The 21,429-nt window shown below is 65.1% G+C and carries 18 protein-coding genes and 1 tRNA gene; 10 read left to right on the forward strand and 9 right to left on the reverse strand.

What is annotated here, in order from left to right; genetic code table 11:
• Positions 1-4: 4 nt before the first annotated feature.
• Positions 5-1,378: an NAD(P)/FAD-dependent oxidoreductase gene (locus AC239G_RS06545; RefSeq protein ID WP_139469659.1), complete on the forward strand. Its 1,374-nt coding sequence runs from the start codon at positions 5-7 to the stop codon at positions 1,376-1,378.
• Positions 1,379-1,494: 116 nt separating this feature from the next.
• On the opposite strand, the gene AC239G_RS06550 is transcribed toward AC239G_RS06545, so the two are convergent.
• Positions 1,495-2,100 (reverse strand): NAD(P)-dependent oxidoreductase, encoded by a 606-nt coding sequence (locus AC239G_RS06550; RefSeq protein WP_139469658.1) that lies wholly within the window; start codon positions 2,098-2,100, stop codon positions 1,495-1,497.
• A gap of 118 nt (positions 2,101-2,218) precedes the next feature.
• On the opposite strand from AC239G_RS06550, the gene AC239G_RS06555 reads away from it, so the two are divergent.
• Positions 2,219-2,614 carry a winged helix-turn-helix transcriptional regulator gene (locus AC239G_RS06555; RefSeq protein WP_219922142.1) on the forward strand — a complete coding sequence of 132 codons (396 nt, stop codon included), beginning with the start codon at positions 2,219-2,221 and terminating at the stop codon, positions 2,612-2,614.
• Positions 2,615-2,738: 124 nt separating this feature from the next.
• Here the strand turns inward: AC239G_RS06555 and AC239G_RS06560 are convergent, their stop codons facing one another.
• Together AC239G_RS06560 and AC239G_RS06565 are read right to left on the reverse strand one after the other, a co-directional pair.
• On the reverse strand, positions 2,739-3,182 hold the full coding sequence (locus AC239G_RS06560) for a hypothetical protein (RefSeq protein WP_139469657.1): 444 nt from the start codon (positions 3,180-3,182) through the stop codon (positions 2,739-2,741).
• Positions 3,183-3,247: 65 nt separating this feature from the next.
• Positions 3,248-3,324, reverse strand: a tRNA-Leu gene (locus AC239G_RS06565).
• A gap of 90 nt (positions 3,325-3,414) precedes the next feature.
• On the opposite strand from AC239G_RS06565, the gene AC239G_RS06570 reads away from it, so the two are divergent.
• Both AC239G_RS06570 and ppk2 read left to right on the forward strand, forming a co-directional pair.
• The gene (locus tag AC239G_RS06570) at positions 3,415-4,701 is read left to right on the forward strand and encodes an MFS transporter (protein WP_172168655.1); all 1,287 of its coding nucleotides are present in this window, start codon (positions 3,415-3,417) and stop codon (positions 4,699-4,701) included.
• Between the two features lie 67 nt (positions 4,702-4,768).
• A complete protein-coding gene (gene ppk2, locus AC239G_RS06575) occupies positions 4,769-5,671 on the forward strand; it encodes a polyphosphate kinase 2 (RefSeq protein ID WP_139469655.1) in 903 nt (300 codons plus the stop codon).
• 199 nt (positions 5,672-5,870) lie between these two features.
• Here the strand turns inward: ppk2 and AC239G_RS06580 are convergent, their stop codons facing one another.
• From AC239G_RS06580 to AC239G_RS06600, 5 genes are all read right to left on the reverse strand, one after another.
• The gene (locus tag AC239G_RS06580) at positions 5,871-7,055 is read right to left on the reverse strand and encodes a TIGR01906 family membrane protein (protein ID WP_139469654.1); all 1,185 of its coding nucleotides are present in this window, start codon (positions 7,053-7,055) and stop codon (positions 5,871-5,873) included.
• A 68-nt stretch (positions 7,056-7,123) separates the two neighbouring features.
• Entirely contained in the window at positions 7,124-8,050 is a 927-nt protein-coding gene (locus tag AC239G_RS06585; protein ID WP_139469653.1) for an AEC family transporter, read from the reverse strand.
• Between the two features lie 161 nt (positions 8,051-8,211).
• Entirely contained in the window at positions 8,212-8,529 is a 318-nt protein-coding gene (locus AC239G_RS06590) for a hypothetical protein (RefSeq protein ID WP_229663872.1), read from the reverse strand.
• A 140-nt stretch (positions 8,530-8,669) separates the two neighbouring features.
• Positions 8,670-9,017, reverse strand: coding sequence for a DUF202 domain-containing protein (locus AC239G_RS06595; protein ID WP_139907387.1), 348 nt, complete (start codon positions 9,015-9,017; stop codon positions 8,670-8,672).
• A complete protein-coding gene (locus AC239G_RS06600; protein ID WP_139469651.1) occupies positions 9,017-9,409 on the reverse strand; it encodes a YidH family protein in 393 nt (130 codons plus the stop codon). Before AC239G_RS06600 ends, AC239G_RS06595 begins: the two co-directional genes overlap by 1 nt.
• A 51-nt stretch (positions 9,410-9,460) precedes the next feature.
• Here AC239G_RS06600 and AC239G_RS06605 point away from each other — a divergent pair, with 51 nt between their 5' ends.
• The 3 genes from AC239G_RS06605 (at position 9,461) to hrpA (ending at position 15,916) form a co-directional block, all read left to right on the forward strand.
• Positions 9,461-10,048: a DinB family protein gene (locus AC239G_RS06605; RefSeq protein WP_420097526.1), complete on the forward strand. Its 588-nt coding sequence runs from the start codon at positions 9,461-9,463 to the stop codon at positions 10,046-10,048.
• A 186-nt stretch (positions 10,049-10,234) separates the two neighbouring features.
• On the forward strand, positions 10,235-11,557 hold the full coding sequence (locus AC239G_RS06610; protein WP_218973669.1) for an Nramp family divalent metal transporter: 1,323 nt from the start codon (positions 10,235-10,237) through the stop codon (positions 11,555-11,557).
• Between the two features lie 51 nt (positions 11,558-11,608).
• On the forward strand, positions 11,609-15,916 hold the full coding sequence (gene hrpA, locus AC239G_RS06615; protein WP_487489992.1) for an ATP-dependent RNA helicase HrpA: 4,308 nt from the start codon (positions 11,609-11,611) through the stop codon (positions 15,914-15,916).
• Between the two features lie 178 nt (positions 15,917-16,094).
• Here the strand turns inward: hrpA and AC239G_RS06620 are convergent, their stop codons facing one another.
• Positions 16,095-16,463, reverse strand: coding sequence for a hypothetical protein (locus AC239G_RS06620; RefSeq protein ID WP_181270305.1), 369 nt, complete (start codon positions 16,461-16,463; stop codon positions 16,095-16,097).
• 163 nt (positions 16,464-16,626) lie between these two features.
• On the opposite strand from AC239G_RS06620, the gene AC239G_RS06625 reads away from it, so the two are divergent.
• The 3 genes from AC239G_RS06625 to AC239G_RS06635 all read left to right on the forward strand — a co-directional run bounded on the left by AC239G_RS06625 (position 16,627) and on the right by AC239G_RS06635 (position 21,340).
• Positions 16,627-18,219: a peptide chain release factor 3 gene (locus tag AC239G_RS06625; protein WP_181270306.1), complete on the forward strand. Its 1,593-nt coding sequence runs from the start codon at positions 16,627-16,629 to the stop codon at positions 18,217-18,219.
• Positions 18,220-18,371: 152 nt separating this feature from the next.
• Positions 18,372-19,457 (forward strand): inositol-3-phosphate synthase, encoded by a 1,086-nt coding sequence (locus AC239G_RS06630; protein WP_101545123.1) that lies wholly within the window; start codon positions 18,372-18,374, stop codon positions 19,455-19,457.
• 299 nt (positions 19,458-19,756) lie between these two features.
• Complete coding sequence (locus AC239G_RS06635; RefSeq protein ID WP_181270307.1) at positions 19,757-21,340, forward strand: AbgT family transporter; 1,584 nt, start codon at positions 19,757-19,759, stop codon at positions 21,338-21,340.
• Positions 21,341-21,429 lie beyond the last annotated feature (89 nt).

The following is a 21,429-nucleotide window of genomic DNA, read 5'->3' on the forward strand; positions in this document are numbered from 1 at the left end:
GATTATGGCACTCATCAGAAACTCAAAACTGCGTCCACGAATCCTCGTTGTCGGTGGCGGCTCGGTCGGCCTGCTCGCCGCTCAGAATCTGCTGAAGAACCTCGGTCGGGGCGAAGCCACCGTCACCGTGGTCGATCCCAACCCGTACATGACCTACCTGCCGTTCCTCCCCGAGGTGGCAGCCGGGTCGATCGAGCCTCGTCACGCTGTGGTGCCGCTGCGCCGCAACCTGCCGGGTGCCGAGGTCATCACCGCGAAGGTCACCTCGATCAACCACGCCGAGAAGTTCGCCACCATCGAACCCGAGAACGATGAAGCGTTCGAACTCGACTACGACCACATCATCCTCGCCTCCGGTTCGGTTGCCCGTGCGCTGCCGATCCCGGGCCTGAAGGAGAATGCGATCGCGCTCAAGCGCATCGAGGAAGCCGTCGCCCTGCGCGACCACCTCCTCTCCCGCCTCGCCGACGCCGCACTCATGGAGGACGACGAGGAGCGTCGCAAGGCTCTGACCTTCGTCTTCGTCGGCGGCGGATTCGCCGGCATCGAGCTGCTGACCGAACTCGAGGACATGGTCCGCTCGGCCATCGCCCAGTACGAGACGCTGACCGAAGCCGATGTCCGCTTCGTCCTCGTCGAGGCCCTCGGCCGCGTCATGCCCGAGGTCGGCGAAGCTCAGGCCCGTTGGGTCGTCGAGCACATGCGCGAACGCGGAATCGACGTCTACCTCGAGACCTTCCTCCAGGACTGCACCGACAAGCACGTCAAGCTTTCGAACGGCGAAGAGTTCGACGCCGACACTATTGTGTGGTCCGCCGGTGTCAAGGCCAACCCGATGCTCATCGACTCCGACCTGCCGATCAACGAACGCGGCAACGTCACCGTACGCGCCGACCTGCGGGTCGAGGGCGATGACGGTGTCGTCGAGGGCGCTTGGGCTGCCGGCGACAACGCCGCGGTTCCCGACCTGTCCGGCGGCGGAGTGGCAGGCTTCTGCGTGCCCAACGCTCAGCATGCTGTGCGTCAGGCTCCGGTGCTGGCTGCCAACGTGCTCGCCGCACTGCGCGGAGAGACCGAGTTCAAGCAGTACTTCCACAAGACCATCGGTACGGTCGCAGGCCTGGGCCTGTACAAGGGTGTTTCGCAGATGGGTGACTTCGAAGCCCGCGGACTCCTCGCCTGGCTCATGCACCGCGCCTACCACGGCTACGCGATCCCGACCATGGACCGCAAGGTCAGGGTCTTCGGCAACTGGTTCGTCAGCGCCGTCCTCGGCCGCGACGCCATGCCGCTGGCAGACCTCGATGTTCCGCGCAAGAACTTCGTCGAGGCCGCCAACTCGAAGCCGGCTCCGAAGAAGGAGCCTGCCAAGGCCTGACTTGAGGCAGCCGGTGCCATCCGGCGACAAGCCCTGATGAGACGACTGACGCCGGGGATGCAGATGCATCCCCGGCGTCAGTCATATCTGCAGGCCCTGCTGCGAGTGCGTCCTGCTCAGTTCGCCACGGTGAAGCGGGCGTCGATGTGCGCAGGCTCGGCGATCTCATCGACCATGGCTACGGCGAAGTCCTCGGCCGAGATCGAGTCGCCCGCGGGCACCTCGAGCTCGACATTGTAGGAACCGGTGCGCTCACCCGGAGCGATCTCCGGGGCGGGGGAGATGAGCGTCCACGGGGACGGGTTCGCGGCACGAAGAAGCTCGAGGGCCTTCGTGCCGGTCTCTGCCTCAGCCTTGTACGCGGGAGGAAAGCCCTCGGTGTCCTTGAGCATCGTGTCCCCGGCGAACAGGGAACCGGCACCGCCGACGACGAACAGTCGCGTATCGCCGCTGGCCTTCGCCAGGGCCGACAGAGCTTCGAGCCATTCCTGGTGGTCCCCGCCCGTGCGGCTGGGTCCGGTGGTGGAGACGATGACATCGTGATCGGCGGCCATGCGTGCTCCGAGCTCCGCATCGGCCATGTCGCCGGCGACTGAGCGGGTCGCTCCGGCCACCTCGGTGCCGGAGCGGGTGATGGCGGTGACCTCGATCCCGCGAGAGGCCGCCTCGGCGACGACGCGAGAGCCGATCATTCCCGATGCTCCAAAGAGTGCGATCTTCATAAGAGTCCCTTCGTTCTTCGTGCGGCGCGACTGCGGTGCACGGTGGATGTCGTAGTCTGACTCTCCTAAGGTATCTTTTGGATATCGAGTACCTCAAGGATACTATTGGGCTATGAGTATGAAAGTTCGCTGGGAAGGCGATGCCTTCGACCCTGAATGTCCGACCCGAGTGGTTCTCGATCGCGTCGGAGACAAGTGGACGGTGCTTATCGTCGACATTCTCGATTCCGGTCCGAAGCGTTTCAACGAGATCCGGCTGGCCATCGGCGGGATCACCCCGAAGGTGCTGACCTCGACCCTGCGATCGCTTGTCGCCGATGGCCTCATCGAGCGCGAGGTCTTCGGCGAGGTGCCACCGCGGGTGGAATACTCGCTCACCGATCTCGGGCGATCGCTGCAGGATCCTGTGGCCGCGCTTCGGAAGTGGGCGGAGGCCAACGTCGCGGAGATCGTCGAGAACCGGGACCGCCATGACGAGGCACATGCGTCCGCGGGATTGCGAGCGTTCCGGTGACCGGAGCCTAACGGTCAACCGGCGGCTGGTGCGGGCGTTTCGGCAGAGACGATGGGTCGCATGTCGACCAGTCGAGTGTGGCGGATGCTGTCACACTCGTACTGCGGAGGAGCAGCAATAGGGATCAGCCGCGGGAGAGCTGTCCGAGCACGGTGACGAAATCACGCAGCTCTCCGGCGACGCGATAGACCCGAGGTGAACCGGAGTAGACCCAGTTGTTCGTGATGATCGAGGCGCTGCCGCCGTTCGTCGCCTGTTTGAACTCGGCGACGTTGAGCGTCGCAAGATGATCCTCGACGAGGCGGCTGCGCAGGTCCGAACCCATCTGCACCCAATGATCGGCTGCCTCGAAGCCGATCTCCGTCCAGTCGCCTCCAGCTTCACGGAAGGCGACCGGGCGACCCAGCGGAGGGAAATCGGCTGCGGTGGAGTCGTCTGTCGCGGTGGGGGAGGCCGCCTCGGTGGCGGTGATGATAACGGCGGGACCGTGCTGGCTGCGGGCGAGATCATCGTCGACGGAGGCGATCGGCAACGGTGCCTGACCTGGGCTGAGAAGAAGGAACGGCATAGGACGATCATGCCGCACTCGACGCGATTCGGCGATCTCGGTCGGTACTCGACGACGACGAAGAATGGTCCCCCCAGTGGGACTCGAACCCACACTGAATCGATTTTAAGTCGACTGCCTCTGCCGATTGGGCTATAGGGGGAATGCTCAGAACACACTTTATCGGCAAAGCCCGGCCACCGCGATCTGAGACATTCCGCGGACGATCCGGGCACACGGCTAACCTGGAACGATGACGACGAACGGACCCACCCGGCAGGCCTGGGTGATCCTCGTCGTCGGCGTCCTCACGCAGATGGCGGCGACCATCGCGATCGCCGGACCCGCCTTCCTCATCCCCTATATGCACTCCGACCTCGGGTTCACACTCACCCAGGCCGGCACCGTCGCGGCCGCACCGAGCTTCGGACTCATCCTCACCCTCATCGCCTGGGGCGCATTCGCCGACCGATTCGGCGAACGTCTGGCGATGACATTGGGCATCGGACTGACGGCTGCCTTCTCGGCCGCCGCCGTGCTCGTCGTCGACTCGCCGATCTGGATGGTCATTGTCATCGCCGCCTCCGGTGCCGCGGCCGCCTCGGTCAACTCTGCATCCGGCCGCGTCGTCATGGGCTGGTTCCCCCGCCACCGCCGAGGACTGGCCATGGGCATTCGCCAGATGTCCCAACCACTGGGCACGAGCGTGGCCGCTGTGACCATCCCACCGATCGCCGCGGCCGGCGGATTCCCCGCCTACCTCTGGTTCGTCGCCGCCGTGACCGGCGTCCTCGCCCTCATCTGCTTCGCCCTCATCCGCAACCCACCGGACCCGACCCCCACCCGCGCCGAGGTGGCCGACCCCGACCGCGACACCCTACCGGAGGCGGAACGACACGGACAGAACGAACCGGGCACCGCCTCGGCGGGGGAGGGGAAGCCCAGCGCCGCCTCGACGATCAATCCCTACCGCAGCGACTCCTTCCTGTGGCGCATCCACGCGGTCTCCGCGCTCCTCGTCGTCCCGCAGTTCGCGTTCTCCACCTACGGACTCGTCTGGCTCATCGTCGTCCAAGGGATCGGCGCGGGCGCCGCCGGAGCGATCGTCGCGATCGCGCAGATCGTCGGAGCAGTCGGCCGCATGGTCGTCGGCGCGCTCTCCGACCGCACGGGATCCCGCGTCGGCCTCATGCGCATCGTCGCCGTCGCAGCCGTGATCGTCGTCGTGGCCATCGCCATCCTGTCGTTGACGGAGCTGCCCGCCGTCGCCGCAGTCGTCTTCATCCTCGCCTCAGCCGTCTCCGTGGCCGACAACGGACTGGCCTTCGCCTCGGTCGCCGAAGCCGCCGGACCGCGCTGGTCGGGCAAAGCGCTGGGAGCCCAGAACACGGGACAGTTCGTCATGTCGGCCCTGCTCGGCCCCGGATTCGGTGCCCTGGTGACGGCATTCGGCTACCCGCTGTCCTTCGGACTCATCGCCATCGCCCCACTGTTGAGCGTCGGAATCATCCCGCGACGCGACGTCGATCGCATAACCTGATATTCATCTCGGCACATTATCGTGCACGAGGCACACCCCGGTGTCGACAGCGAAAGGGAAGGATCTCGTGAACAATCTGTTCCAAGAGAATCTGCGGGAGTACATCGACAAACTCCGCCTCGAAGGGTACACCGTCGAGGACAGTCAGACCACGGATCCGCACCTCATCGACCCCATGGGCCGGGCCGTCGAAACGTGGCGGGAAGGATACCCGTACGACGAACAGATGGACCGGGAAGAGTACGAACTCGAGAAGTACAGACTGCAGGTCGAACTGCTGAAATTCCAGTACTGGGGTCAGGACACGGGCGCCAAACACGTCATCGTCTTCGAAGGTCGTGACGCCGCCGGCAAGGGCGGAACGATCAAACGCTTCACCGAACACCTCAACCCGCGTGCCGCCCGCGTCGTCGCACTCAACAAACCCTCCGACCGCGAAGCCGGACAGTGGTACTTCCAGCGCTACATCTCCCACCTGCCCACGAGCGGGGAGATCGTCATGTTCGACCGCTCCTGGTACAACCGGGGCAACGTCGAGAGGGTCATGGGATTCTGCACCGACGACGAATACGAGACCTTCATGGAACAGGCTCCGGTGTTCGAGAAGATGCTCATCGACTCCGGAGTCCACGTCACGAAGTTCTGGTTCTCCGTGACCCAGAGAGAGCAGCGGACCCGGTTTGCGATCCGTCAGATCGACCCGGTGCGGCGGTGGAAGCTCTCACCGATGGATCTCGAGTCCCTCGATCGCTGGGACGACTACACGGAGGCGAAGGAAGAGACGTTCCGCCGCACGGACACCGACCACGCTCCGTGGATCACGATCAAGAGCAATGACAAGAAACGCGCCCGCCTCAACGCGATGCGCTACTTCCTCAACCAGTTCGACTATGAGGACAAAGACCCCTCGGTCGTCTACGAAGCCGACCCGCTGCTCGTCCGCCGCGGCCGCGACGCCGTCGACGACTAGCCCGCAGTCGTCCACCGTCACCGAGGCGGGGGATCGGAGATCGCTGGTCTCATACGCGGATGATTTCGGACAGAAATTCGGCCGGGTGGAAGGGGAAAGACCACCCGGCCGGAACCGTGGAGCGGGACTCGAACCCGCTGTGCAATGACGCGCCTCTGTGCCGCCGGAGGCCGATGCTCCGGACTGCGGCGAAACCGAATCAGATCTCTGCGGCGGCGTCCTTCCGTGCCTTGCGCAGCGCCCGGCGCTTCTTGTGCCCGGTGAAGCTGAGCAGGAAGAGGATGATCGCCAGGAGCACGAAGAGCCCGCCGCCGGCGATGCCCGCATCGACCCAGAACTGAGGCGGGAAGAGGCGGATGAGCGAATCATCGGCGTAGAACTCCCAGGTCCCATCGGCGAAGAACACCTTGTGGAACCCGCGGAAGAAGCTGTCCCAGCCGAGGACGGCGACAACGGCGACAGCGGCCATGAAGATGATGCTGAAGATCGACCCCAGACGCACGCCTGCATGGATGCCCGATCCGTTCTTGCGGCACATGTAGATGCCGAACAGCACAGATCCGATGATGCCGACGAGAGCCACGAGGTAGAGCAGCGAGATCAGACCCTTGACGTCAGCCATATGGCTGAGCTCGTCGGAGATGAAGATCGGCTCTCCGTTGGGCATGACGATATCGGCGAGGTAGCGCCGGGAATCGAAGTTGTGCAGGTAGTCGATGACATAGGTCCCGTAGTGCTCACGGTCGGCGGCACTGAAGCCGAACCGATCGGCCGGGAAGCCGGGCCGGAAGTACTCGAACTTGAGGAAGATCCCCGAGGCGACGAAGCGCACTGCCAGAGCCAACAGGACGAAGGGGGTGGCGAGCATGATCCAGATTGTGCCGATGACATCGAGCACGGACCGGCGTCGTTCGGGCACCTCGGGATCGCGGGCATCGGTCGACGTCGCCGCCTTCGACACGGCGGCCCAATCGGCTTCGCTCATCACTGCGGTGCGCGCATTCTGCGGCACCTCGCGTGTGGTCCCGGTATCGGTCGAGGATGATGCCCCGGCTGTCGATGCAACGGCGGCCGAATCCGTGCCGGCGGACTTCTGCGCGGCGGTGTGATCGGCGGTACGCGTGCTCGCGGGCTGAGAGGCCGGATTCGTCGAGTGGGCGGGAGTCACCCTCACCGGGCCCGTCGAGGGCTTCGCATCCGCGGAATGCTTGGGGGCATCCTCGGCGATGGGATCCGTGATCGGATCGAACGCCTCGGTGTCGGTCGAGGGATCATTGGCCGCCTCCAGAGGGGCCTGCGACTGCTTATCGGCAGCACTGGCAGACCCTGAACTCATCCGCCTGCTCAGGAGGTCTTCGGTCTCGTTCTTCTCGTCTCTGGACACATCCCCATTGTCAGTGACCACAGGGTCCTAGCCCGGGAGGACACGCCACGGCGGCCGATTTCGCGGAGTCAGCCGAGGAGGGCGGCGATGATGACGAGAGCCGGAACGGAGAGCACGGTGGTGATGAAGACGGCATCGCGCATGAGCGCCTCGGATTGTCGGTACTGCATCGAGTAGATGTAGACGTTCTGCGCGGTCGGCAGCGCGGAGGTGACGACGATGGCGAAGAGGTCGACCCCGTCGTAGCCGAGCAGAGGGCCGCCGATGGCCCACGCGATGACCGGTTGAGCGATGAGTTTGGCGCCGGTGATGTAGCTCAGCTGTGCGCGGCTGCCCTTGACGGGGATTCCCCACCCGTCCTTAAGCGAGATGCCGAACGCCAACAGGGCACCCGGGACCGCGGTGGCGCCGATCATGTCGATGGGCTCGAAGACGAAGCGCGGCAGCTCGAAGCCCGTCGCCGAGGCGGCCACACCGGCTGCAGCACCGAGGACGATGGGGTTCTTGAGCACTTGGAGGATCGCGGAGTACCAGTGCGAATCATGTTGCTTCTTGCCCGCACCGTCGAGCACGGCCATGCCGATGGGGGCGAGGACGAGCAGCTGGAAGAGCAGGACCGGGGCGACATAGCCGATGTCGCGGAGGACATAGGCGGCGATCGGGATGCCGAGATTGCCGATGTTGACGTAGCTGGTCGCCCACGCGGAGAACATCGCCTCCCCGGTGCTGCGCTTTCTGATCCACTTAGTGAGGACGAAGAGAGCGGCACCGACGATGAGCGCCGAGCCGCCGGTGGCGAAGAGCGCGGTGTTGAAGATCAGCCCGAGGTCGGTCTCGGAGACTGTGATATAGAGCAGCGTCGGGGTGCCGGCGTAGAAGACGAGCTTCGCGATGACCTGCTGACCGTGCGGACCGAGAACGCCGGAGCGGCCGAGGACGAACCCGACCAGAATGACTCCGGCGATGACGGCGAAACCTTCGAATACGGCCAGCATGGGCTGCTCGGCTCCTCGCTTCCTGCGTCTGGGAGTGCCGCGGTCAGTCTGGTGCGGCTGGTGTCAGTCCCGTAGAGCGGGTATCAGTTCGGGACGGTCGGGATCGTCGCCGGGCGGAATCCGCGGCGGGGTGCGGAGGTCGGGCCTCCTCGGCGGTGGGGTCAGTCCGCCTCGGCGATATCGGAGACGACATAGGAGGCTGCGGCGCTGACCGCACTGACGGCGAACACGGCCGGCCATGCGCCGATCTTCTTCGCCAGGGGATGGGAGGCACCGAACCCGCCGAGGTAGGCCAAGCTCAGTCCGGTGGCGGCGGGCCAGCCCTTCTTCACATACCAGGAGCGGGCGGCGTAGGCACCCGCTGCGGCGAGGACGACTCCGCCGAGGGGGCGGATCCCGGTCTCGCGGGCGGTGAGGAAGCCGCCGATGAGGCCGACGGCGACGAGTGGGGCGGTGGAGACTTCGCGTGCATCCTTCATACGCACCAGTTTAGGCGTGCAGTTCAGCGGACCGGACGGCGGTCTCATAACGCGGCATGCGCGGTGGGCGTGCGCGGTGTCGATCGGGAGCAGGTGGGATGCCGATCAGGAGGTCTGGGAGGTTGAGCGGCTGGAGAGCCTCAGAGCAGGCTGATCTTGATGACCGAGGCGATGCTCAGCACCGAAATGAGGCACACCGAGGTGGTGAGGAAGATGACCGCCCACGGCGACGGCCGACCGCGTTCGGCCCGAATCGAGACCGAACCTAGCCGGTAGCGTCTGACCTGCATGGCGATGGCGACGATGGCCATGCCCATGCACACGACGAAGAGCGCCACCGACCAGCCTTGGAAGACGTGGATGAAGCGCATGAAGATGAGGCTGACGACCGTCATCGTCAGACTCGTGCGCAGCCATGATTGGACGGTGCGTTCCGGCTGCAGAGCCGGATCGTCATGCGGCTGCGGTCGCGGTGAGCGGGTCGGCATCACAGTAGGCCGGCGAACACCAGGACGAGGAGACCGGCTCCCAGCGCCGAGGCGAGGCTGACGATGGGGATGATGAGCGGCAGCGGCAGCGAGGTCTTGCGACGCATCGCCGATTCGATGCGATGCCAGCGGACGGCGGCACCGGCGGCGAGGATGAAGCCGATGACCATGAGCACGATCGACAGGGTCGCCCGCAGACCGGTGCCGAAGATCTCCGAGGTGAAGGCCTCGACGGCGATTCCGCCGCCGATGAACGCCAACGCGGTGCGGATCCAGGACAGGAAGGTCCGCTCGTTGGCCAGGGTGAAGCGAGGATCGGGGTCGACTCCGTCGGGGAAGACCCGTCGGGCGATGCGGCTGCGGGAGTCCTGCGACGAATTGTTCTCACTCACCCTTCGAGGATAACCGTAGACGGCGCAGAGATGGTGTGGAAGCCTATGCTCATGAGCGACGACGAGACGATGAAGTCCTTCCTGCAGGAGTCCCTGCGCCGGGGTCGGACGAACCTGCGATGGAAGCTGTCCGGACTCGATGAGAGGTCCCTGAGGTGGCCGCGCACCCCGACCGGATTCAACCTCCTCGGCGCACTCAAACACATGGCACAGGTCGAGATCGTCTACTTCGGCGACACTTTCGGCCGAACCTGGCCGAACCGGGAAGAGGTCGTCAGCGACGCGGACATCGACCTCGATCCGCAGGCCGACTGGTGCGCGACCGAGTCCGAGACGACCGCGTATCTGCTCGACTTCTACACTCGCGTCTCAGACTTCGCCGACGAGACCATCGACTCGCTCAGCCTGGATTCGCCGGGACGGGTGCCGCATTGGCCCACGGGCCGCGACGAGACCACCTTGGGACAGATCATGGTTCACGTCCTCGTCGACCTCACCCGGCATGTGGGCCAGATCGACATTGTCCGGGAAGGCATCGACGGCGCCGCCGGACTCTCCGAGGCAGCTCCGAACCTCCCGGAGGACTTCGACCACGACACGTATCTCGAACGCCTGCGAACCATCGCCGACCGTTTCTGAGGCGCGGCGGGACGGGGCCGACCGTCGCGAGGGATGGTGACCGATGACACGACAGCGCCGTTGTCACCTATCATGACTGTGGACATGCTGAGACCGCTGCGCCGCCGAAATGCGGGAGAACCCGATGGAGGATCCCCGACCGCTCGGTGAGTCTGTGCGCGGCCGAAGATGAAAGCGAAAAACTCCATGAGTGAGCAGTCGAACGGTTCCGGCCCCGGCTACGGGGGCGACGCAGAGACCGTTTCCGGAATCGAAGAGGCCTCCGGCCCGGCCAAATGGAAGGTCATCGGTCCCGGCCTCGTCGTCGCGGCCACCGGCGTCGGTGCCGCGGATATGGTGGCGACCCTGGTGGCCGGCAGCCAGTTCGGCTACGGACTGCTGTGGGCAGTGATCGTCGGCGTCATCCTCAAGATCGTCCTCGTCGAAGGAGCCGGCAGGTTCAGCCTCGCGACCGGCAAGACGATCTTCGAGGGGTGGCGATCGCTCGGCCGCTGGACCACGTGGTACTTCGGGCCGTACATCATCATCTGGGGCTTCGTCTACGGAGCCACGGCGATGAGTTCGGCGGCGCTTCCGCTGGCCGCGCTCTTCCCCGGCCTCAACCTCACAGTGTGGTCGGTGCTCATGGGCCTGGCCGGCTTCGTCATGGTGTGGTTCGGCCGCTACGGCGTGTTCGAGAAGATCACCGCCGTCCTCGTCGGGATCATGTTCATCACCGTCGTGGGACTGGCGATCATCGCCGCCCCGAACATTCCCGATATGCTCACCGGACTGATCCCCATCATCCCCGAGGGCGGAGTGATCTACACGCTCGCGCTCGCCGGAGGCGTCGGCGGCACCATCACCCTGGCCGCCTACGGCTACTGGCTGCGTGAGAAGGGCTGGCACACTCCGAAGTGGATGCGGGTGATGCGCATCGACAACTCGATGGCCTACGTGATGACCGGCATCTTCGTCATCGCTATGCTCATCGTCGGTGCCGAGGTCGTCCGTGCCGCGGGAGTCTCGATCTCTGCCGAGGACAAGGGACTGCTCGACCTCGCCGACGTCCTCAAAGCCCGCTACGGCGAGGTCGTGGGCATCGGCTTCCTCGTCGGATTCTGGGCCGCTTCCTTCTCCTCGATCATCGGAGTCTGGAACGGAGTGTCCCTGATGTTCGCCGACTTCTGGGGCCATATGCGCAAGAAGCCGGGCGGACATCCCGACACCCTGACCGGCGGCAAGTACTTCAAGTTCTATGTGCTGTGGCTGACGTTCCCGCCGATGCTGCTGTTCATCCTCGGCAAACCGATCGGACTCATCCTCGCCTACGGCGTCCTCGGCTCGCTGTTCATGCCGTTCCTCGCAGTCACTCTGCTCGGGCTCCTCAACGGCAAGAAGATCCCCAAGGAATGGGCCAACAAGCTGCACACGAACATCGCTCTGGCGATCACGGCACTGCTGTTCATCATCCTCGGCATCCAGCAGCTCTACTCGGCGCTCGCCCCACTCTGGGGCGGCGGGGAGTAACCCGCCTGGGCGGGGCCGAGTCTGGGCATTGCCGCTAAGCTGGGAGACGCAATGGCAGAAGAGAACCCGACCCCGTCGACCACCCCAGCGAACACGAATCCAGGACGGCCGCCTCGGCGCGGGAAGAACGGACGTGGGCGTTCGCAGCAGCGACGCAGAATCACGGCAGCGCACCATCAGCAGCGCCGAGCCCGGCTCAAGGACGCCCGCGCTGCCCATCCGGTCACCGTCACCTACCCCGAGGATCTGCCGGTCACCGCGGCGAAGGACGAGATCGCCGAGGCGATCCGGGACAACCAGGTCGTCATCATCGCCGGCGAGACGGGATCGGGAAAGACCACCCAGCTGCCGAAGATCTGCCTCGACCTCGGCCTCGGGGTCGACGGACTCATCGGCCACACCCAGCCTCGGCGCATCGCCGCCCGGACTGTGGCCGAGCGCATCGCCGACGAACTCGACGAGGAGCTCGGCAGCACCATCGGCTACCAGGTGCGGTTCACCGCGCAGGTCGCCGATTCCACTCGGGTGAAGGTGATGACCGACGGCATTCTGCTGTCCGAGCTCTCGCGCGACAAACTGCTGCGCGACTACGAAGTCATCATCATCGACGAGGCACACGAACGCAGCCTCAACATCGACTTCCTCCTCGGCTATCTCAAGGAAGTGCTCGACCGACGTCCCGACCTCAAAGTCATCATCACCTCGGCGACGATCGACCCCGAATCGTTCTCCGCTCACTTCGATGACGCTCCGATCATCTCCGTCGAAGGCCGCACCTTCCCCGTCGAGGTGCGGTACCGGCCTCTCGGGGACGATCCTGCCGATGACGATGTCGACGGGCCCGGCGAATCCGGGAACTACGAAACCGGAGTCGAGGAGCAGACCGACGGAATCATCGCCGCCGTCGATGAACTCGCAGCCGAGGCACCCGGTGACATCCTCGTCTTCCTCTCCGGCGAACGGGAGATCCGCGACACGGCCGATGCCCTGACCGACCACCTGCGCAGACGTCCGCGGATGAGCAGCTGGGAGGTCGTGCCGCTGTTCGCCCGACTCTCGGCGGGGGAGCAGCAGAAGGTCTTCCAACCCCATTCACGACCTCGCATCGTCCTGGCCACGAACGTCGCCGAGACCTCGCTGACGGTGCCCGGAATCAAATACGTCATCGACGTCGGCACCGCCCGCATCTCCCGCTACTCCAACCGCACCCGGGTGCAGCGACTGCCGATCGAGCGTATCTCCCAAGCCAGTGCGAACCAGCGCAAAGGCCGCTCCGGGCGCACCAGTGACGGCATCTGCATCCGCCTGTACTCGGAAGACGACTTCGACTCGCGTCCCGAATTCACCGATCCGGAGATCCTGCGCACGAACCTCGCCAGCGTCATCCTGCAGATGGCCTCACTGGGATTCGCCGCAAGCGATCAGGAGATCCTCGACTTCCCATTCCTCACCCTGCCAGAGGCCAGGGCCGTCCGTGACGGACGGACGATGCTCACCGAACTCGGGGCGCTGACCAGCGACTCGGCAGGGAAGATCCACGTCACCGAGATCGGTCGGAAACTCACAGTGCTGCCGATCGACCCCCGCCTGGCCCGAATGGTCATCGCCGGGGCGGAGGCCGGCTGCGGGGGAGAGGTCACCGTCATCGTCGCCGCGCTGTCCATCCAGGACCCGCGGGAACGTCCGGCGGAGGTCCGAGCCGCCGCCGATGAGAAGCACGCCCGATTCACCCACCGAGGCAGTGACTTCCTGTCCTACCTCAACCTGTGGAACTACCTGCAGAGTCTGCAGGCGGACATGGGATCCTCGAAGTTCCGTCGCCGCTGCAAGGACGAGTTCCTCAACTTCGTGCGCATCCGCGAATGGCAGGACCTCGTCGGTCAGCTGCGTTCTCTGCTCGGCTCGGCCGGCATTCGCATCGAGAGATCCGTCTGGCAGCCGGGCGACGATGCCGACACGGCCGTATCCGCGCTCGATAGCGAGGGCGGCAAGACGAATGCTGCTGGGTCCGGTGACGGTTCCGACCGTGGTCAAGGCGGTCGCAGCGGTCGAGGTCGTGAGGGTCAGAATGCTCCTGGCGGTCAGGGCACCCGCGGCGGTCGGGGCGAAGGAAGCGCTCAGGGCGGACGAGGTGCGAACGGCAAGATCGGATTCGCCGAGCTCAGCGCCGCCAAACGCAGCGCGAAGAAGCAGGGCGCGACCGGTCCGGCCGGGGACACCGGGAAGCAGGTGGCGGCTGCCAAACTCGACCCGCATGCCGCCGCCATCCACCGGTCCCTGCTCACCGGTCTGCTGACGATGATCGGCTCACGGTCGGAGCGGCACAAGGACTATCAGGGAGCTCGCGGCACCCGATTCGCGATCTTCCCCGGATCCGGACTCTTCAAGGTCAACCCCGACTTCGTCATGGCTGCCGAACTCGTCGAGACCTCCCGCCTGTGGGCCCGCACCGTGGCCGCGATCGACCCGGACTGGGTCGTCGGAGCCGCCGGTGACCTGGTCACCCGCCAACATTCGGATCCGCACTGGTCGACGAAGGCCGGCGCATCGATGGTGTACGAGAAGATCTCCCTCTACGGGGTCACTCTTGTCAGCGACCGTCGTGCCGGCTACGGCACCATCGACGCCGAGGCCGCCCGGGACGCGTTCATCCGCAAGGGTCTCATCGAAGGCGACTGGCACGAACGCTTCGGCTTCCTCGAACACAACGCGGCCGTCATCGACGAGGCCGAGGAACTGGCTTCGCGGACACGGAACCGTCGCGTGCTCGACCAGGACGATGCCCTCTACGAATTCTTCGACGAACGGATTCCGGAGGGGATCACCTCGGCGGCGGATTTCCGGGGGTGGTGGAAGAAGCAGAAACGACGGGACGCGCACCTGCTCGACCTCACCACCTCGGTGCTGCTCAGCGACGACAGTGAGGAGCTGACCGCCTCGGTGGCCTCGGATTTCCCGATGGAATGGGAACTGACCGACGGTACGCGGGCGAAGCTGCGCTACTCCTTCGACCCCGGCAGCACCGACGACGGGGTGACCGTGGAGATCCCCGCCGAGGCGGTGCCCGCGGTCGACGCGGACGAATTCAGCTGGCAGGTCCCCGGCCTGCGCGAAGAACTCGTCGCCGCCTATATCCGGTCATTGCCGAAGAGCAAACGCCGCTACTTCGTTCCCGCTCCCGACGTCGCCCGCGAGATCCTGCCGGCGCTCACCCCGTACCAGGGAAACCTGCCGGACGTGCTCGCCGCGTACTTGAGCGAACGCGCCGGCGGGGGAGGGCTGAACGACCTCGTGCCGATCACGGTCACCGCCGACGATTTCGACCGATCGCGGATCCCCGCCCATCTGCGGCTGACCTTCCGGGTCGTCGATGGAAAGAAGACCGTCGGTCTCGGCGAGGATCTGTCTGCTCTGAGAACGAAAGCCACACCCCAGGTGCGCAAGGCCCGCCAGAAGCAGAGCGCGTTCACCCCGAAGACCGGTCTGACGGACTGGTCGTTCGGTGAGCTGGCCGATCCCGATCAGGCCGCAGTCGGTGTCGTTCCGGGGCTCGCGGACCGTGCGACATCGGTCGACCTCGTGGCCTTCGACACCGCAGCACAAGCGCGCCTGGCCACGCGAGAAGCGATCATCACCCTGCTGGGCCAGCACACGTCTGACGCACTGAAGTACCTGCAGGACGGGCTGACCACTCAGGAGAAGCTCATCCTCGCCGGTCATCAGAAGACCGCCGACGAGCTCCTGGTCGGACTGATTCGTGTCGGGATCCGCGGCCTCGTCGCCGACCGGTTGGGGCCGGCCGAGACGTCATGGGTGGCCAACGCCGATGAGTTCGCGCAGCTGCGAAAGGACGTCGACGCCGAGCTGCCGCTGACCTGTTCATCGCTGCTGCCGTCCCTGATGAAGGCGCTGCAGGCGGCGACCGAGCTCGACAAACTCGTTTCGAAGGCATCCTCGTTGGCGATCCTGTCCAACCTCGCCGATGTGCAGGCGTGGCGAGCCTCCCGGACGACCGCAGCCGCCATTGCGGCGATGACTCCGCAGATGCTGCGCGAGCTGCCCCGCTGGGTGCAGGCCGAAGTGGTGCGCATCGGCGGAATGCAGGACTCGCCGATCCGTGACAAGCAGCTCATGGATCGAGTCACCGGCTGCAGCAGCGATGTGGTCAAGAAGATCGGCAATCGATTCCCGGCACTGGCGAAGGCCGAGTGGCCGCAGCTGATCGTGTCGCTGCCTGCCGAATGGGTCGAAGTCGTTGTGATGCTCGAAGAGCTGCGGGTGTCGCTGTTCGCGAATTCGCTGGGCACGGCACATCCGGTGTCGGAGAAGCGCATCGCGAAGGCTCTCGCCCAGCTCTGACCCGAGCATCCCTCACCGGCAGCGGCACAACACCTGGTTGCAGAGGGGCGTTGTGTCACGAAGAGTGAGTGACGCGCGAGTACCTGTAGGAGAAGTCGCCAGCGGGAGGTGTTGCCGCCAAACGTAGGAATTGCGAGGACCTGTGTGGGTCAGCGGCCGTCTCGGCAGCGGGTGAGGGTCAGACGTCGGCGAAGAAGCCGCTGCAGAGCCACCACAACGGCAGAGCTCCGGCGGCAAGAAGGGTGGCGACGCTCCACCAGATGCGCCACTTCCACGTGCGACGGCGAGTGCCGATGAAGAGGAACGCGAGATAGAAGATGAGGCAGAAGGCCCCGGACAGGCTGAGCAGCACCATCCCGGCCGCCTCGGTGCCGGAGGTGCCGAGATCGAAGAGGTACTTCGTCGTCTGCGCTATCTGCCAGGAGAACCAGATCGCCGCGCACAGCAGCGGGACTCCAAGGACTCCCGAGACGATGAGCGGCAAGGCTTTGAGCCAGCGTTCCTTCGGCTCCGAACGGCCGGCGTATTCGACGAATTCCTCAGACATCGTCCCCCAGCATATGGGCCGATTCCGACAGGACGCTGGATGCAACGCCCCACGGGCCTCCTCGCACATACGGTTCCGGCCGCCGGACGCCCGGCACAAGCTGGCCCCACACTGTGACTGAACGGACACGCCGGATGGGCGCGAAGAACGATAGGATATTGCGGTGACTTCTGGCCAGTATTCCGTCAAGGACATCCGACACGAGGCGTCCCGCCGCCGCACGTTCGCTGTCATCTCCCACCCCGACGCGGGCAAATCGACGACCACCGAGGCGCTCGCCCTCCACGCCCGCGCCATCGGCCAGGCCGGAGCCACCCACGGCAAGGCCGGTCGCCGCGCCACCGTCTCCGACTGGATGCAGATGGAGCAGGACCGCGGAATCTCGATCTCCTCCGCCGCCCTGCAGTTCGAGTACCGCGACGCCGTGTTCAACCTCGTCGACACCCCTGGCCACGCCGACTTCTCCGAGGACACCTACCGTGTGCTCTCCGCCGTCGACTGCGCCGTCATGCTCATCGATGCCGCCAAAGGCCTCGAGGCACAGACGATGAAGCTCTTCGAAGTCTGTGCCCACCGCAATATCCCGATCATCACGGTCGTCAACAAGTGGGACCGTCCCGGCCTCGACGCGCTCGAACTCATGGACGAGGTTCAGCAGCGCACCGGCCTCCTGCCCACCCCGATCACCTGGCCCGTCGGCCAGTCCGGAGACTTCCGCGGAGTCCTCGACCGCACCAGTGGCGAGTACACGAAATACACCCGCACCGACGGAGGCGCCACGATCGCCGGTGAGGACACCTACACGTCCGAAGCGGCTGCTGACCTCGAAGGCGATGCGTGGACGACCGCTGTCGACGAGTCCGATCTGCTGGAGATGGAAGACCAGAACCACGACCAGGAGACCTTCCTCGCCGGCAAGTCGACCCCGGTGATGTTCGCCTCGGCCGTGCTCAACTTCGGCATCCACAAACTCCTCGACCTCCTCGTCGACCTCGCCCCGCCCGCCGAGGCCCGCCTGGACAAGGACGACCAGCCCCGCCCCGTCGACGATCCCTTCTCCGGATTCGTCTTCAAGGTACAGGCCGGAATGGACTCCCACCATCGCGACCGACTCGCCTACATCCGAGTCTGTTCGGGAGTCTTCGAACGCGGAACCGTGCTCACTCACGCCAGCACCGGCAAGCCCTTCGCCACGAAATACGCTCAGCAGGTCTTCGGTCGCGACCGCGATGTCGTCGACGAAGCGTTCCCGGGAGATGTCGTCGGATTGGTCAACGCCTCCGCCCTGCGCGTCGGTGACTCCCTCTACCTCGACAAAAAGGTCGAGTTCCCCGGCATCCCGACGTTCTCACCCGAACACTTCATGGTCATCCGCGCCAAGGACTCCTCGAAGTACAAGCAGTTCCGCCGCGGCATCGAACAGCTCGACCACGAAGGCGTCATCCAGGTGCTGCGCTCGGATCTGCGCGGTGATCAGGCACCCGTGCTCGGCGCCGTCGGACCCATGCAGTTCGAAGTCGCCGAAGACCGGATGACCAACGAATTCAACGCTCCCTGCACCCTGGAGCGTCTCAACTTCTCCCTCGCCCGACGTACCACTCCCGAATGCGTGCCGACCCTGGCACGGGAACGCTCGGTCGAGGTCCTCCACCGTTCCGATGGAGAGCTGCTGGCGCTGTTCTCCGACCGGTGGCGGCTGCAGGGCGTGCAGAAGAACCACCCCGACCTGGTTCTCGAACCTCTGGTCGTCAGCTGAGACGAGCACTGCCGCGTTCGAAGGCCGGTGTCCGGCATTTTGACGCGGAGATTATTATGGATAGTTGGGGCCGAAGCGAAGCCCTACAGGGCCAACCGCCCGCGTGGGACATTCCCGCCGCTCGGTGAAACCCAAACAGACAAAGGAGAATTGTGGGAACGAAATCGATTCGAGTCGCGATTGCCGGACTGGGCAACTGCGCCTCGTCCCTGATCCAAGGCGTGGAGTACTACCGGAACGCGTCGCCCGGGACGAAGGTTCCCGGCCTCATGCACGTGGAATTCGGGGACTATCACGTCGGTGACATCGATTTCGTTGCCGCCTTCGACGTCGACGGCAAGAAGGTCGGCGTCGACATCGCCGAGGCGATCACCGCCAGCGAGAACAACACCATCAAGCTCGCCGATGTGGAGCCGACCGGCATCGAGGTCCTGCGCGGACCCACCCTCGACGGACTCGGCGAGTACTACCGCGACACGATCGTCGAATCCGACCGCGAGGCCGTCGACGTGGTGAAGGCGCTCAAGGACGCCGAGGCGGATGTCCTCGTGTGCTACCTGCCCGTCGGTTCGCAGAAGGCCGTCGAGTTCTATGCTCAGGCCGCGATCGACGCGAAGGTCGCCTTCGTCAATGCCCTGCCCGTGTTCATCGCCGGCACCAAGGAATGGGACGAGAAGTTCCGCGCCGCAGGTGTCCCCATCGTCGGCGACGACATCAAGTCCCAGATCGGTGCGACCATCACTCACCGTGTGATGGCGAAGCTGTTCGAAGACCGCGGCGTCGTCCTCGACCGGACCTACCAGCTCAACGTCGGCGGCAACATGGACTTCAAGAACATGCTCGAGCGGCAGCGCCTCGAATCGAAGAAGATCTCGAAGACTCAGGCCGTGACCTCGAACACCTCCGCCCAGCTGTCCGACCGCGACGTCCACATCGGACCCAGCGACTACGTCGAATGGCTCGACGACCGCAAGTGGGCCTTCGTCCGCCTCGAAGGCCGCAACTTCGGCGACGCCCCAGTGTCCCTGGAATACAAGCTCGAGGTGTGGGACTCGCCGAACTCCGCCGGCGTCATCATCGACGCGGTGCGTGCGGCGAAGATCGGCCTCGACCGCGGAATCGGCGGAGCCCTCATCTCCGCCTCCTCGTACTTCATGAAGTCGCCCCCGGAGCAGCAGGACGACGACGCCGCCCACGAAGCCGTCGAAGCGTTCATCCGCGGCGACCTCGAACGCTGATATCGCCGAGGCGGCCCACCCTGTTCTGAGGTGCTGAGTCGCCTGCCGGTCGAGAGGGCGCCGATCGCAGATTCTGCGGTCGGCGCCCTCGCACATTCACCGACGTCGGTGAGAACGGAACCGCACGACCGCCTCGGCGGGGTTCGGGTGGCGCCCCACCCCGGTGCATCCGGTATTTGAGACCGCCGTGACACAACGGGGATTGTTCAAGATACTTGTCTCTTCGACGTGATCGCACTCACATGTGCGGCACACGGCCCAGCGCACCGATCGGTGCCGAGACGACCGAGGAGACCCCTATGGCGAGCACCTCCGCTGCCACCGATGAGAAGCAGAGCGACAAGTCAGAACTCAGCTGGCTGATGCGCGTCCTCGTCATCATCGAGAAGGCCGGCAACAAACTGCCCCACCCGTTCTGGCTGTTCCTCTCGCTGGCAGTCATCGTCATGATCCTCTCGGCGATCTTCGCGTCCACCGGGCTCAACGCCGTCAACCCGGCAACGGACGAGAAAGTGACGGTGACGAATCTCTTCTCCACCGAGTCGCTGCGTGAGATCGTCGCGGGAGCCACGAACAACTTCGTCACCTTCCCGCCTTTGGGACTCGTCCTCATCGTGCTCATCGGCGTAGCCGTGGCCGAGCAGTCCGGACTCATCCCGGCGATGCTGCGCGGAACCATCGCCGGAGCCTCGCCGAAGTGGATCACGTTCATCGTCGCCCTGGCCGGAACCGCCTCATCGATCGCCTCGGACGCGTCCTACATGATCATGATTCCCCTCGGCGGACTCGCGTTCAAAGCCGTCGGCCGCAATCCGCTGCTCGGCTGCCTCGTCGCCTATGCCGCGACCTCGGGAGGCTATTCGGCGGCTCCGATGGTCAACTCGCTCGACACGATCCTCGGCGGCCTGTCCACCTCGGCCGCCCAGATCATCGACGCCGACTACTCCGTCAGCCCGGTCGCGAACTTCTACTTCAACTTCATCTCCATGTTCGTCGTCGCTGCCGCGGTGACCCTGGTGACCGAGCTGGTTCTGTCCAAGCGAGCCGACCAGATCGAACTCGACGAGGAGACCGACGACGATCCTGACAACTTCGACGTCAAGATGGCCCTCGACGCCAACGAGAAGCGCGGAATCATCATCGCCGTTGTCGCCATCGTCATCTGCGCGGCGGTGCTGTTCGCCCTCGCCTGGCCCGCCGGGTCATTCCTCCGCGATGAAGCCGGAGGCTTCGGTCCCGATTCGGGTCTGATGGCCGGAATCGCCGCGATCATCGGCTTCGGCTTCTTCATCGTCGGCATCGTCTACGGCTACGCCACCGGATCGATCAAGCACACCGCCGATATCCCGGAGATGATGGGCAAGGGGCTGCTGCCGTTCGTACCGGTCATCGTCCTGTTCTTCGCCGCCAGCCAGTTCCTCGCGCTGTTCAAGATGTCCAACCTCGGCGAGATCATGGCGATCAAGGGTGCCGAGGTCTTCGGGGCGCTCAACACCGGACCGTTCGTCATCCTCCTCGGTGGATGGCTGCTCGTCGCAGTGGGTGCACTGTTCCTCACCTCCGGCTCGGGACTGTGGACGCTCATGGCACCGGTGCTCGTCCCGATGTTCATGCTGCTGTCGATCTCCCCGGAGACCACACAGGCTCTCTACCGCATCGGTGACTCGACGACGAACATCATCTCCCCGATGAGCCCGTACTTCGTCGTCGTCCTCGGCTTCATCCAGCGATACAAGAAGGATGCCGGCATCGGCACGGTGCTCTCATTCACGATCCCACTGTCCTTCGCCATGTTCATCCTGTGGGGACTGCTGTTCTTCATCTGGTGGGCCACCGGAATTCCGTGGGGACCGGGTGCGGCCACTCACTATCAGATGGGCTGAGTCGGTCACCCGATGGGCCGATCCGGGAATTCTCGCGCATGATCGGGTGTTGTCCACCACAGCATCACGATCGTGCAACGTCGGACGCT

It is taken from the genome of Brevibacterium sp. Lmc1 (assembly GCF_057654315.1).